We start from the raw sequence: 12604 nt of genomic DNA on the forward strand, positions 1-12604 counted from the left end.
ACGAAGTTCTTCTCAAGCTTGGTCTTATCTAGGTAGGCTGTATGTTAATCCTAACGCAAGTGCTTGGCTATATTGAACGCGCGCAACCTCTGCAGAGTTGTAGACCATTATTCCTGTTAACGAAACGTTCACTAAATTTGAAACTTTCGCGGTTAGAACAGCATCTAAGCGGTGGTCAGGATCCGCTAATTCCTTGTAGTCAGCAAACAAATTATACCTTGCTTTGATGTTTAGATTTTTTGAAAGGTTTCTATCCAAGTTTGCCGTTATCTGAAAGGCAAGGTCATTCCGAAAAGACTCTCCGACCCCCAAACCATAGTTGTTCTGATCGGCCCTTATGCCATCGTTCTCTGGATAGCGAATTGCATACTCCTCAACGGTCAACGATTGCGCTCTTTCATCTAACACCAAGGTCTGCCTTGCCGTACCCGTACCCAAACGTAAGGAGAAGGTGTTATCGGGCTTGTACTCCAAACCGAACGACTCCGTGAAATAACCAGGAGCCATAAAGTTTGATTTAAATTCATTTCTGACCTCTATACCGTTCCTTGTCGTATAGCTATATCCCACATCAAACTGCGATTCAAAAGTTAGAGAGAAGTATAGCGCCCAATCTCGAGAAAGCTTATAAGCTAGTTTGTTATCCCAAAATATCCGGTCATTATTTTTCTTGGCTAGCTGGCCCTCGTTGTGAATTTTACCGTATCGAAGGTCTACTTCCGTAGTGAATTGCAAATTGTTTTTATTGTACTCTGATTTGTGCCAAGCTGTTCCTAAGATCGCCATAGAGTTCACTCCACCACCGACCCAGTTGCTACTAAAAGCAGCTTGGTTTAAATTTAACCCGAACTTCGTCCAATGTTTCCAGTAATCTACCTCTAGGCCTAGCTTCGGAATAGGTATAATCACCTGATTGATCTTTTGTACAGGCGATTTCGGTTGCTCCACAAAGTTGGTATCAGGTTTTGCACGGAGGTCTTTCAAATCAACTTGAGCAAAGCTCCACTGAGCACCCAAGAGCGCAAAAACAACTAGCGGTAATTTGATTCTGTTAAACATCATCGTCTTAATTATTAACTTCTAAATTAATGTCAGGCAAAGTCGGTAAAAAGCGCAAGTTAGGATTTAATTTAAATATTTCATACTTGCTTCGTATATAAGAGGAAAGTTCATAAGGCGTAGCAATCGTGACAAAGTAGTAACTCGGCCTAAAATTGCTCATGAAATTCCGTAGCTTTTGTCCAGATAACCCGGTGAGGTTTGATACCAAATCTGGCGTAAATTTAGAATCTATCACATTATCTTCGTATTCCTGTCGGATAATTCGGGTAAGTCTTTTGGCATTTTTCGCATCGCGACTAAACAAACTATAAATGGCGTCGATACTTACACCGGCGCCTGTTGGGCCCACGCTAAAGATAGACCCAGGATCAGCCAGTCTAAAGGCTTTGCTAAAGTCTTCTTGCCGTTGCCTTAAGACATCCTCTGGAGACCTTCTCGCCACGACGTTTACTTCAGGGATATAAATGGAAGATCGCTTCAAATAGACCATAAGCACTTTTTGTCCGGTATAACGTATGGTGTCCGCAAAAAAACCTTCTTTTTCGGTTACAATCGTGTCGCCGTTTGATACGTGCAAATCAAACTCCCCCCGCACATTGTTGAAGGTGTTTTCTTTTGTCTTATCATTCTTTATAAACACCTTTCCCACACGCTGATTCGTTTCCTTATCAAAAACAATGCCTTGTACGTTTTTTGTTTGGGCAGAATTGGAAAAAGAAATAAAAGTGATTAGAAAAGTGAAAATTATGCGCTTCAGATCTTTCACGCTTATAAAACTACAGGAAAGTGCATTACGTTTTTAATTTTTAACAACTTTTATCTTTTTACTTCATAATCACGAGCAGCTGCCCTACCGCTAAGTTTTCTGAATCGATATTATTTAATTCTTTAAGCTCGTCAACGCCAATGTTATACCGTTTGCTGATGCTATATAAGGTGTCTGCGGCTTTGACTTCATGAATAATCATCGCGACAGCAGGCTTGATCTCTTCCGTTTTGACCTCCGGCTCAACAACCGCCTTAACCTCAATAATTTCTTCGACTTTTTCTTCCCTTTCTACTTTAGCGACTTGAGAGCGTTCTGCGCGATCATACTCATAAAGTTCGTACCGCTCAATAAGATCGATTAATAAATCCGGATATCGTGGGTTTGTGGCATATCCCGCCGCTTTTAAACCTTTTGCCCATCCGCGGTAGTCATCCTTATCGAGCATAAACAGCTTTTCATAGCGCTTCCTTAAAAGAAACTGGCTGTGGTCTTTAAACGACTGTTCGGGATTGTCGTATACACGAAAGCAGTCATTTAGTTGATCATCTGGTCGATTAACAGATCTTCCACTCCAAACACCGCCACATTTTATTCCGAAATGATTATTTGCTTCTTTGGCTAAATAACTATTACCATTTCCCGATTCTAATAAAGCTTGTGCTAATTTGATACTTGCGGGGATACCGAATTGATTCATTTCTGCTATAGCAATATCTTTGTACCGTGCGATATAATCAGACCCGGAAGTGGAGATCGCACCCGGTCGCTTGGAACCAATCGTTCCCGGCTTTGCTTTAGATTGACCAGATGGATGTTGCAAAACTCGAGATCTCTTCGAAGCACAAGATGTGAACCCAATTGATGCCACTACAATTAAAAGGAAGAAAAGCCTTATTTTCATTTTACTGATTTGCTTTTGCGTGCTATAACTTTATGGTTTTGATATATGCAAGATTCCGAAAGGTCAATCGCATTATTTATAAAAATAACCGTTGCCCTATAGAAAGTTTTGAAGACTGCAAATTGTTCCGCTTTTTTAAGAGTTCGATGGACGTATCATACCGTTTCGCTACCGTAGATAAGGTTTCCCCTGTACCGACAACATGTGTTTGCGTGGATGTAAATGATGTCAGTGATTCGTTTTTCTCCATGGAGCTTAGGAGTAGGTCGGATGGTTTTGTTTGTTTAACCTCGGCTAAGGTTGCTTTCTTTCTTTCTACTTGGTCAAATTCATCCAAGTTATACCGATTAATTGTTGCCAACACCTTAGAAGACCACGTTTTTGTGGTGGAGTAGCCTGATCGGCCGATGCCGCGCACCCATTTTTGGTAATCTTCTTGTCCGTGATCGTCAAACAAATCACTAGTTGACTTCCTCCGCTTTAAAAAACTGATAAAATCCAGGTACGATTCGCGGACGGACTGATAACCTTTATAAGCAGAGCGGATTTTCCTGCTGCTATTTTTTCCTTTTATTCCAAAATGATTATTCAGATGTTGCGCTATTTTACTATTTCCGTAGGCGCTTTCATGGATAGCTATCGCTAAAATTACGGAGGCTGGCACTCCCGTTTCTGTCATCAATTGCTGTGCAATATTCTTGTGCTCTGCAATATAACTGCTTGGTGAAAATTTTTGTGCGTTTGTCTTTGCGACAGTAAACACAAACATCAGTAGTACGACGACGTACTTACTAATACCTGTCTTTTGCATACATTTACTTTTAGTTCAACAATTACTTTTTGCGTAACACAAAAAGCCCATCTCTTATTGGCAAAATCAACTTCTCTACGCGCGTATCTTTTGCTAAAAACTCATTTAATTCTATTACCTTCTTTGTTTGACTATCAGGCTCGTCCGACAAGACTCTGCCTTTCCAAAGCACATTATCGATCAAAATCAATCCTCCACGTGGAACATGAGGGATTAACGTTTCATAATAAAAAAGGTTGTTCCTTTTATCAGCATCGATAAAAACAATGTCAAATTCTTCTTTCAACTCCGCTATGACATCCGCCGCATCACCGATATAGTATTTTATTTTAGTAGCGAAAGGAGAAGCATCAAAATAATTTTGAACACGCTCCTGCTGTTCTTCATTAATATCAATCGTATAGATTAAACCCTCACTATCAAGTCCTTCCGCCAAGCACAGCGTAGCATAACCCGTGAAAGTTCCTATTTCTAAGATACGTTTTGGCTTAACCAACTTGGACAACATAGCTAGTACCCGACCTTGGAAATGACCCGACAACATATGTGGCATTGTCTCCTTTAAGTGGGTCTCCCGATTTACCTGCTTTAGTAAATCATTTTCCGCATCACATGTATTTTCTAAGTAGGCTGCCAAGGCCTCTTCTTGTCCAAGCATAAACACAAAAGTAATAAGTACATTGATATACCAAAATACTTTAACACATTTTAAAGTCTCCTCGGCTAGATTGGAAAATGAAAAAGGCGCTTCTGTTATTCAGGAAGCGCCTTTTTAAAGCTTTTTTTATTAATCTAAGGATGCTGTTATTAATCGCAGAAATTCTGAACGTGTAACATCGTTTTGGAAAGCTCCGGTAAAAGCTGATGTCGTTGTTACCGAGTTTTGCTTTTGTACACCGCGCATGGCCATACACATATGTTTACATTCCATCACCACCGCAACACCCGCTGGTTTTAACGTATCTTGGATACAATCCCGGATCTCGTTGGTCAATCGTTCCTGCACTTGCAGGCGGCGTGCGAAAGCATCTACTACACGCGGTATCTTACTAAGCCCGACAATATGTCCATTGGGTATGTAGGCGATATGCGCTTTACCGAAAAATGGTAACATATGGTGTTCACACATAGAATATACTTCGATATCCTTTACGACAACCATTTGGCTGTAGTCTTCTTCGAACATGGCACTGCGTAAAACTTTTGCAGCGTCGATATCATATCCATGGGTGAGGTATTGAAGCGCTTTAGCCACACGCTCTGGCGTTTTTACCAAGCCCTCCCGTGCAGGGTTTTCGCCCAAAGACTCTAAAATAGCGGGGTAATGCGCCGCTATTTTTTCTACACGCTTTTCGTTATATCGGTCTATTTTAATATAACCGTCCTGTTCTTCGTCTTCAAAAGATGTTAGATCACTCATTGTATGTAACGTAATAAAGTAAATTAGTATGGCGAAGCGTTGCAAATATGCACTTCGCGGATGATACGTCTGGACTGTTAACTCTAAAGTTTATCCGAAGTATTCTACAAAATTGTTTTCAGTCTCGTACAGCTTGACTGCATGCAAAACTACACTTTCCTCTTCAAAATAAGGTTTTAGAACTTCAAAAATAGAAATTGCTATAATTTCTGTAGAAGCCCTCTTTCCCGCCATGAAATCCACATCGAGATTGATATTTTTGTGATCTAACTTATCAATCACCTGTTTCAAAATTATTTGTTTCATTTTTTTGAGGTCAATGAGGAAGCCCGTTTCCGGATCCACTTCACCCTTAACCGTCACAAATAATTCATAATTATGCCCATGCCAGTTTGGGTTTGAGCATTTGCCAAATATGGCCTCATTCTTTTCCTGAGACCAATCTTCTCGATACAACTTATGTGCTGCGCAAAATCTTTCGCGTCGTGTGATGTGGATCATGTAAACAAATATAATGTATAAAAACTATATTTTAGTAACTTCACCCGTTTAAGCACGAATGCTCATGAACATACTAGTTGTTGCCGCCACGAAGGAAGAAATTGTTCATTCCATACCGTTTCTCGAAGAAAATGATGTGCCCTATTTGATCTCGGGTGTTGGCATGGTATCGACTACTTACACATTGACCAAAGCGCTTCAAACCAACAAGCCTGATTTGCTTATCCAAGTAGGCATAGGGGGGATTCTTGACACGAACGCTGCGCTAGGCGCCGTGTATCAAATTGAAACCGATGAAATTTTTGAATTGGGTGCCGAAGACCGAAAAAACTTTATTTCTATTGAGCAATTAGGTTTTGGTAAACATCGTTTCACTGGGCGCGCGCCCTTGCTTTCTAAGCGCTTGCCTGAGGTTCCTAAGGCGCATGGAATAACGGTCAATAAAGTTCACGGCTCGGAAGAGAGCATCAGCAGATTATTGTCCCGCTATAACCAACCTGTCGTTGAATCGATGGAGGGAAGCGCCCTCTTCTTCGTTTCTGAACAAGAGCAAATTCCAGCGTTGCAATATCGAGCTATTTCAAATTACATTGAACCTAGAAATAAGGAGATGTGGCAAATCGGCTTAGCCGTAAAAAATATCAATGTCTTTTTGCGCGAACTTCTCGTGCACCTGCTCTAAATAAAGCATCTATCGCTTCCTGATGCATGCATAAATAATGACACTATACGCGCTTTTTTGCATGAAATGCATTACGAAATATCAATTAAATGTAGTAGTTTTGCGATATTCAAAAAAGACACAATTTTACAACTGATGAGAGAAATACAATTCAGAGAAGCACTTCGTGAGGCAATGAACGAAGAAATGCGTAAAGATGATAAAATATTCTTGATGGGCGAGGAAGTCGCTGAGTACAATGGTGCTTATAAAGTGAGCCAAGGTATGTTAGACGAATTCGGCGCTAAACGTATAATCGATACACCTATTGCTGAACTTGGCTTTGCTGGTATTGGTGTCGGTGCAGCGATGAATGGCTTACGCCCGATCATCGAGTTCATGACATTCAATTTCTCTTTAGTAGCTATTGACCAAATTATCAACGCAGCAGCTAAAATCCGTCAGATGAGCGGTGGTCAGTTTGCATGTCCTATTGTTTTCCGCGGACCTACGGGTAACGCTGGTCAATTGGCTGCGCAACACTCACAAAACTTTGAAAACTGGTTTGCAAACACACCGGGTTTGAAGGTTGTTGTTCCATCCAATCCTTACGATGCGAAAGGTTTATTGAAATCTTCGATAATAGATCCAGATCCCGTGATTTTTATGGAGTCTGAAGTGATGTATGGTGATAAAGGTGCTGTTCCAGAAGAAGAATATTACTTACCAATCGGAAAAGCTAATATTGTGAAAGAAGGCAAAGATGTTACTATCGTTTCTTTCGGAAAAATGATTCCACGGGTGGTTCTTCCAGCCATTGAAGAGCTGACAAAAGAAGGAATTGATGTTGAATTAATCGATTTACGTTCTGTTCGTCCTATCGATTTTCCGGCAATCATCGAGTCCGTGAAGAAAACAAATAGACTTGTTGTGGTTGAGGAAGCATGGCCACTTGCATCCATATCTTCGGAAGTTGCATTCCGCGTACAGAAAGATGCGTTTGATTACTTGGATGCACCAGTTATCCGTGTTACCTCGGCAGATGTGCCTCTTGGTTATGCGCCGACACTGGTTGAAGCTACATTGCCAAGTGTCGCTAAAGTTGTAAAAGCGGTCAAAGAAGTGTCTTACCTGAAAAAGTAATTTTCTAGAAAACATAGATGAAAGGGGATTCCGCAAGGATTCCCCTTTTTTGTATTCAGAATTCCTGCCCTCTTAACGATACTTTTCTTTAAAGCTTTCCAGCGAATTCAGCAGATTCTGCCATTTTTTAGTATATTCACTTTTGTTAAAATATTACTATGAAAAAATACTTCATCACGGGTATTGCCCTTTGCATGGGATTTATCTCATTTGCACAAAAGGCGGTTGACTTTAAGCTGAATCCAGAAATTGGAAAACCGTTAAACATAGATATGCTTGTAAAAACGGACGTAGATGGCCCTCAGAGCATGATCATGGACATGAATATGAAAATGCTTATGACACCAACCGAAAAGCAGGAGGATAACTTTAAAATAGAATCTGTTACGAAAGCAATCAAGGTGGACGTTGATGCAGGAATGATGACCATGTCGTATAATTCGGAAGAAGAAAGCGAAGATGAAATGTCTAAAATGTTGGGATCTCAATTTGCGAAGATTATCGATCAAACGATCACCATCGTTTTGACACCGAAAGGCAAACCTGTAGATGTTGTTCTTCCAGAAGGCTTGGGAGAAGGTATGGATAAAACTGCTTTTTCGAATATATCTACGCCACTACCTGATGGACCTGTAGCGCCCGGAGCGACCTGGCAGAGTAGTGCTGATATGGACAACAATCCACTAATTGCGAAGACTGAAACGACTTCTACATTTAAAGAAGAAAATGCAGATGGATATGTTATTGATGTTGTTGGGAAACTATTAGATCAATCTGCACAGGAAGTTGGTACCGTGAGCGGAACTTACACGTTGGACAAGAAGACGCTATTTACGAAAAACGGTGTTATCAAAACAGCAATAGAAGTGCAAGGCACAAAAGTTGTGAGTGATGTAACCTTGACGGTACAATAAATAAGTACACATTAAAAAAAGCGCGGGTTATTTCGATAGGAAACAACCCGCGCTTTTTACTTTAAGCAAGCGAAGGTTATGCGTTCACCTCGGCTTTATATTGTTCTGCTGATAACAACGCTTCTACATCCGCAATATTTGCTAGTTTCACACGAATTATCCAGCCATCCCCATAAGGATCTGTATTTACCAATTCAGGGGAAGCATCAATTGCTTCATTAACCGCTAAAATTGTCGAAGTAACTGGCATAAATAAATCAGATACAGTTTTCACAGCTTCAACAGTGCCAAAAACTTCGTTCTCTGCAACTTCTTCACCTACCGTATTAATATCAACAAAAACAATATCTCCTAGCTCGCGTTGCGCAAATTCAGTGATACCGATAACGGCCTCTTCACCTTCTACACGAATCCATTCGTGTTCTTTAGTGTATTTTAATTCTGCTGGAAAATTCATATATTTTTTCTTTGTCCAAAAATATAATTATCCATCGACATAACCAAAATTTAGACATTCTAGAAGATTTATATCTCTTCTATCACGCTTTTAAGCATAGATTTATATATTTTAGAACTATGAATCTGCAGATTGAGAAACTATATGCGCTAAGTGCTAAACCGGAGAGAAGGATCATAGGCTTAATGTCTGGCACATCCCTAGATGGTTTGGATATCGCGCTTTGCAAGGTAAGCGGCGCCGGCAAACAAACGGTCCTTCAATTGGAACGATTTATCACGATTCCGTACGATGATCTTTTCCGGTCGCAGATCCGCGAAATTTTTGCCAAGCGAACAATTGATCAGCAGGTTCTGTGCGGGCTGCATGCATATGTAGGGGCCGTGCATGCGCAACTTATCAATGTGGCGCTAGCCGATTGGGACATAGCCGCTGAAACAATCGATCTAATCGCTAGCCACGGACAAACTGTATATCACGCCCCGAAACACATGCTTGACGGTTCGACAAACTATCCAAATAGCACGTTACAGATCGGCGATGCGGATCATATTGCCATGCAAACAAGCATCATCACCGTAGGAGATTTTCGTCAGAAACATATCGCTGCCGGAGGAGAGGGTGCTCCATTGGCGGCTTATGGCGACTACCTGCTATTTACGGACGAGATAGAAAACCGAATCCTTTTAAACATTGGCGGCATAGCGAATTTTACGTTTATACCGAGCAATGGATCCCGAGAAGAAGCTTATGCCACTGATCTAGGTCCGGGCAATACGCTGATGAACCAGTATATGAAGCGTATGCTTGATCAGGAAATGGACACGGATGGGGCTGAGGCAGCAAAGGGTACCGTGAATGAAGATCTATTGAACGCGTTGCTCGACAATTCCTTTTTCTCAGCGACGTTTCCCAAAACAACGGGGCCAGAGGTTTTTAATTTACAGTATTTGGAACGTGCTCAAGAGCGATCAGGCACGTTGCACTTAGCAACGGCAGATACTATGGCAACCCTCAATCGATTTTCAGCAGTGGTCATGGCGAATGGCATAAAAGCAGCGGCAGAAGGGCTGGAAAACGTCGCTATTTATGTTAGTGGAGGCGGCTTACACAACCCTATGTTGATGACTGCGCTTGGAACTTTGCTCCCGCATATTGCCATCCATAGCTTTGCTAGCTTAGGCTTAAATCCCGATGCCAAAGAGGCTTGCCTTTTCGCTGTCCTTGCCAATGAAACCGTTGCCGGTGCGCCTCAACATGTTTCACAGATAAAGGATTCACCAGCAGTATGCATGGGTAAAATAAGTTTTCCTTATTGATCCAGCGATTGGTGGATAAAGTTTTTGAAAGGATGTATCCGTTGCGCTGTCTCCACGAGCTGCTGTATGCCATTGGCACTAGTCAGTGTTCCATCGTCAAATGCCTGATACAGTATAAAGCTTTTCAACTTTAGTATGTCAATATGTGGGTCTTCTTCGCTGTAACCAGCAGGCGGACGTTTTAATTTATCCTCTGTGGAGAGATCCGTGGTCGTCCAGCCCCCTTGCTGTAAAGCTTGCTCAAGCACTGGAAAGTTGTAATCAATTTCCTGTCTAATTTGATCTAAATGCTGCTTGCCCGGCCGCCAATAGCCGGCTGCCAAAAAATTTTTACCCGGTTCTATATGTAAATAATATTCGGGGCCTTCTAATTTCCGTCCGTCAAGTGAAATACCTGCTGCAAACCAGGTCTTGTAGGGTGTTTTGTCTTTAGAAAAACGAGTATCGCGATATATCCTGAATAGGCATTTCGCTGCCTGAATATCGGTGGTGATATGCGGATCAAACAATGCCAATTCTTTGATAAATGATGTGATAAAACTCTTCACATTTGATAGCGCTGATTCGTAAATATCTCTATTCGCTTGAAACCACTCTCTATCATTATTTGACTTTAATTGTGTCAAAAAATCGAAGGTACTCTTTTCTATTTTCATCGCTAACTCATATCGATCAGACGCTCAGTACGCCTTTTTAAATTAAACACCTAGTAAACAAAAAGTTTCAAAAACAAATAGACCAACGGCGCTGCCATCAACAGACCATCAAATCGGTCCAGCAGGCCGCCATGACCTGGCAATATGCGGCCCGAATCCTTTACGCCACAATTTCTTTTAAGCATAGATTCGACAAGGTCGCCGAGCGTTCCGAATACACTGATCAACAGTGCTACAATAACCCATTGCGAAAGCGTAAGCGTCGTAAAATAGTGCGCTAATGTCACGCCCGCAACAGCGGCCAGTACCAAACCTCCCCAAAAGCCTTCCCATGTTTTATTGGGCGAGATGCGCTCGAAGAGTTTGCGTTTACCAAAACTGCGCCCAGCGAGATAAGCCCCCGTATCGTTTGTCCATAAGATTATCAAAAATCCTAGCGGCACGTAGGCATTATACGCGCTGCCTAAAAAACCCAAACACATAAAAATGCCGAAGGGAATAGCCGCATAAATCATCCCGAAAAGCGTATAAGCAATAGCGGATATTGGATGTCCATTTCTTCGAAAGAGGCCGTTTATGTAGACAAGAAAAATTGCGGCAAACGTAATCAATAGGTAGTACGCAGGCAAATAGCCTGTAAGTACTATACTTAAGAGGCCGAGACTAACAAAACTAGCTGCACAGCCAATGAATGCCATCGGTTTACTATCTTCTGTTCGCACCATGTTGTAAAACTCGAACACGGAGCATGCTGCAACAATCGTGAAAAAGAATACGAAGGATACCGCTCCCCATAATACAGCACCGATCAGAACGGCTATAAAGAAGAAGCCCGTGATCGCCCTAGTCTTCATCTATTTGATCTGAATTTTCTGCGTTAATATAATTCATTGCCGTAACAACGTCCTCTTCCGGGACGAATAGTTCGATACGACCAAATTTAAGCGATGAATCTTGCTTGTTTAATAAGACGGCGGGAATACCTTGCTCTTCCAACAATAGTTTCATCATCTCGCTCGTCAATTCATTTGTATAGGTAGCTACCTTAACCCAACCTTTTTCCATATAGCTTTTTTTTATTCGCATATTGATAAAACACAATGGCGATAATAACACTGAACACAAAGCTGCCAAGATACGTAATTATTGCGTAAGTATCTGTTTCCATTAAGGTGCTGTAATCTTTCCCTTGCTTCGCGTAATAGAAGGCTAATATCACGACGGCTGCATTGTTCACAAAATGTGCTACGATCGCCGTCCAAATATTACCTGTCCAAAAAACGGTGTAGCCAAACACAACGCCAAGGAACAGCCGTGGAAAAAAACCATAAAATTGGAAATGTATCGCACTAAAAATAATGCTTACTATCCATATAGTAGCATGATGATTCTTTAGGATACGCTGAAATATGTTTTGCAAGGCACCCCGAAAGAAAAATTCTTCCGCAATGGCTGGTAGTACAGCAATGACCAAAATATTCATTACGAACTTATCCCATGTGGTTACCATGACCGTATTTGCGGTTATCTCGCCCATAGCGTCCTCCTGTGTGCGCATCCAATGCTCAACCCGGTCAAAAATATCCGGAAGGGTCATTTGCATGTTCCACTCGGCAATCAAAGACATAAGGGGAGTAGAAATAGATAGAAATAGGAGCGGGAATAGATACAGTAAAATATTCCGCGCGTTAAAGGATGGAAAAAACGTGTATTGTGGCCGACGACGTTGTAGGACATACGCTGGAAGTAGAAATGTGCCGATAGAGCCTGTAGCCAATGTGATGTAATGCAGGAAGCTGGTTCCTCCATTTTGTCTGTCACCTCCCGACATCAATGCGGTGATATCCTGGCCAAGACCGAATGCAATTAACATCACCAGAAGTTGAAGTAGGATGGTGCAGAGCAATGCCAAACCAAATAACAACAACATATCTGACCAGGGGTTCTTCTCTTCTGTATTGCTTAAATTCATAGCTAAAAATAAACATTC

At 41.5% G+C, this 12604-nt stretch carries 16 protein-coding genes; 4 read left to right on the forward strand and 12 right to left on the reverse strand.

The features are described 5' to 3' along the window. Positions 1–24: 24 nt before the first annotated feature. The 7 genes from DI53_RS07600 to DI53_RS07630 form a co-directional block, all read right to left on the reverse strand. Entirely contained in the window at positions 25–1062 is a 1038-nt protein-coding gene (locus tag DI53_RS07600) for a DUF3078 domain-containing protein (RefSeq protein WP_241462396.1), read from the reverse strand. A 4-nt stretch (positions 1063–1066) separates the two neighbouring features. Beyond that, positions 1067–1828: a hypothetical protein gene (locus DI53_RS07605; RefSeq protein ID WP_052072183.1), complete on the reverse strand. Its 762-nt coding sequence runs from the start codon at positions 1826–1828 to the stop codon at positions 1067–1069. Between the two features lie 58 nt (positions 1829–1886). Further along, on the reverse strand, positions 1887–2732 hold the full coding sequence (locus DI53_RS07610; RefSeq protein WP_037497315.1) for a glucosaminidase domain-containing protein: 846 nt from the start codon (positions 2730–2732) through the stop codon (positions 1887–1889). 76 nt (positions 2733–2808) lie between these two features. Further along, positions 2809–3543 (reverse strand): glucosaminidase domain and LysM peptidoglycan-binding domain-containing protein, encoded by a 735-nt coding sequence (locus DI53_RS07615; RefSeq protein WP_037497317.1) that lies wholly within the window; start codon positions 3541–3543, stop codon positions 2809–2811. A gap of 22 nt (positions 3544–3565) precedes the next feature. Then, entirely contained in the window at positions 3566–4201 is a 636-nt protein-coding gene (locus tag DI53_RS07620; RefSeq protein ID WP_037497320.1) for an O-methyltransferase, read from the reverse strand. A 129-nt stretch (positions 4202–4330) separates the two neighbouring features. Then, the gene (gene folE, locus DI53_RS07625) at positions 4331–4963 is read right to left on the reverse strand and encodes a GTP cyclohydrolase I FolE (protein WP_037497322.1); all 633 of its coding nucleotides are present in this window, start codon (positions 4961–4963) and stop codon (positions 4331–4333) included. A gap of 90 nt (positions 4964–5053) precedes the next feature. After that, a complete protein-coding gene (locus DI53_RS07630) occupies positions 5054–5464 on the reverse strand; it encodes a 6-pyruvoyl trahydropterin synthase family protein (RefSeq protein WP_037497324.1) in 411 nt (136 codons plus the stop codon). 64 nt (positions 5465–5528) lie between these two features. On the opposite strand from DI53_RS07630, the gene mqnB reads away from it, so the two are divergent. The 3 genes from mqnB (at position 5529) to DI53_RS07645 (ending at position 8182) form a co-directional block, all read left to right on the forward strand. Continuing rightward, positions 5529–6146: a futalosine hydrolase gene (gene mqnB, locus DI53_RS07635; RefSeq protein ID WP_037497326.1), complete on the forward strand. Its 618-nt coding sequence runs from the start codon at positions 5529–5531 to the stop codon at positions 6144–6146. A gap of 135 nt (positions 6147–6281) precedes the next feature. Further along, positions 6282–7268 (forward strand): pyruvate dehydrogenase complex E1 component subunit beta, encoded by a 987-nt coding sequence (locus tag DI53_RS07640; protein WP_037497717.1) that lies wholly within the window; start codon positions 6282–6284, stop codon positions 7266–7268. Positions 7269–7426: 158 nt separating this feature from the next. Beyond that, complete coding sequence (locus tag DI53_RS07645; protein ID WP_037497328.1) at positions 7427–8182, forward strand: DUF6263 family protein; 756 nt, start codon at positions 7427–7429, stop codon at positions 8180–8182. A gap of 76 nt (positions 8183–8258) precedes the next feature. On the opposite strand, the gene gcvH is transcribed toward DI53_RS07645, so the two are convergent. Beyond that, on the reverse strand, positions 8259–8639 hold the full coding sequence (gcvH, locus tag DI53_RS07650) for a glycine cleavage system protein GcvH (RefSeq protein WP_037497330.1): 381 nt from the start codon (positions 8637–8639) through the stop codon (positions 8259–8261). 119 nt (positions 8640–8758) lie between these two features. Between gcvH and DI53_RS07655 the strand changes: the two genes are divergently transcribed. Next, positions 8759–9958: an anhydro-N-acetylmuramic acid kinase gene (locus tag DI53_RS07655; RefSeq protein WP_037497333.1), complete on the forward strand. Its 1200-nt coding sequence runs from the start codon at positions 8759–8761 to the stop codon at positions 9956–9958. Here the strand turns inward: DI53_RS07655 and DI53_RS07660 are convergent. Genes DI53_RS07660 through DI53_RS07675 form a run of 4 tightly spaced genes read right to left on the reverse strand, consistent with a single transcriptional unit; the run spans position 9952 to position 12586 of the window. Then, entirely contained in the window at positions 9952–10614 is a 663-nt protein-coding gene (locus DI53_RS07660) for a DUF2461 domain-containing protein (protein WP_037497337.1), read from the reverse strand. The genes DI53_RS07655 and DI53_RS07660 overlap by 7 nt on opposite strands. Positions 10615–10664: 50 nt before the next feature. After that, positions 10665–11468, reverse strand: a complete 804-nt coding sequence (locus tag DI53_RS07665) for a phosphatidate cytidylyltransferase (protein ID WP_037497339.1) — start codon at positions 11466–11468, stop codon at positions 10665–10667. Continuing rightward, positions 11458–11679, reverse strand: coding sequence for a putative signal transducing protein (locus tag DI53_RS07670; protein WP_037497341.1), 222 nt, complete (start codon positions 11677–11679; stop codon positions 11458–11460). Before DI53_RS07670 ends, DI53_RS07665 begins: the two co-directional genes overlap by 11 nt. Continuing rightward, positions 11660–12586: a CPBP family intramembrane glutamic endopeptidase gene (locus DI53_RS07675; protein ID WP_081939413.1), complete on the reverse strand. Its 927-nt coding sequence runs from the start codon at positions 12584–12586 to the stop codon at positions 11660–11662. The genes DI53_RS07670 and DI53_RS07675 overlap by 20 nt, the downstream gene beginning before the upstream one ends. Positions 12587–12604: the final 18 nt, after the last annotated feature.

This window comes from Sphingobacterium deserti, from assembly GCF_000757725.1.
Lineage (GTDB): Bacteria > Bacteroidota > Bacteroidia > Sphingobacteriales > Sphingobacteriaceae > Sphingobacterium > Sphingobacterium deserti.

Bases quoted from the DNA above. Each gene is read 5' to 3' on its own strand.
- DI53_RS07620 (WP_037497320.1), bottom strand. From the start codon at position 4,201: ATGCTTGGACAAGAAGAGGCCTTGGCAGCCTACTTAGAAAATACATGT.
- DI53_RS07615 (WP_037497317.1), bottom strand. From the start codon at position 3,543: ATGCAAAAGACAGGTATTAGTAAGTACGTCGTCGTACTACTGATGTTT.
- folE (WP_037497322.1), bottom strand. From the start codon at position 4,963: ATGAGTGATCTAACATCTTTTGAAGACGAAGAACAGGACGGTTATATT.
- gcvH (WP_037497330.1), bottom strand. From the start codon at position 8,639: ATGAATTTTCCAGCAGAATTAAAATACACTAAAGAACACGAATGGATT.
- DI53_RS07630 (WP_037497324.1), bottom strand. From the start codon at position 5,464: ATGATCCACATCACACGACGCGAAAGATTTTGCGCAGCACATAAGTTG.
- DI53_RS07640 (WP_037497717.1), top strand. From the start codon at position 6,282: ATGAGAGAAATACAATTCAGAGAAGCACTTCGTGAGGCAATGAACGAA.
- DI53_RS07610 (WP_037497315.1), bottom strand. From the start codon at position 2,732: ATGAAAATAAGGCTTTTCTTCCTTTTAATTGTAGTGGCATCAATTGGG.
- DI53_RS07665 (WP_037497339.1), bottom strand. From the start codon at position 11,468: ATGAAGACTAGGGCGATCACGGGCTTCTTCTTTATAGCCGTTCTGATC.
- mqnB (WP_037497326.1), top strand. From the start codon at position 5,529: ATGAACATACTAGTTGTTGCCGCCACGAAGGAAGAAATTGTTCATTCC.
- DI53_RS07675 (WP_081939413.1), bottom strand. From the start codon at position 12,586: ATGAATTTAAGCAATACAGAAGAGAAGAACCCCTGGTCAGATATGTTG.
- DI53_RS07660 (WP_037497337.1), bottom strand. From the start codon at position 10,614: ATGAAAATAGAAAAGAGTACCTTCGATTTTTTGACACAATTAAAGTCA.
- DI53_RS07670 (WP_037497341.1), bottom strand. From the start codon at position 11,679: ATGGAAAAAGGTTGGGTTAAGGTAGCTACCTATACAAATGAATTGACG.
- DI53_RS07645 (WP_037497328.1), top strand. From the start codon at position 7,427: ATGAAAAAATACTTCATCACGGGTATTGCCCTTTGCATGGGATTTATC.
- DI53_RS07655 (WP_037497333.1), top strand. From the start codon at position 8,759: ATGAATCTGCAGATTGAGAAACTATATGCGCTAAGTGCTAAACCGGAG.
- DI53_RS07600 (WP_241462396.1), bottom strand. From the start codon at position 1,062: ATGATGTTTAACAGAATCAAATTACCGCTAGTTGTTTTTGCGCTCTTG.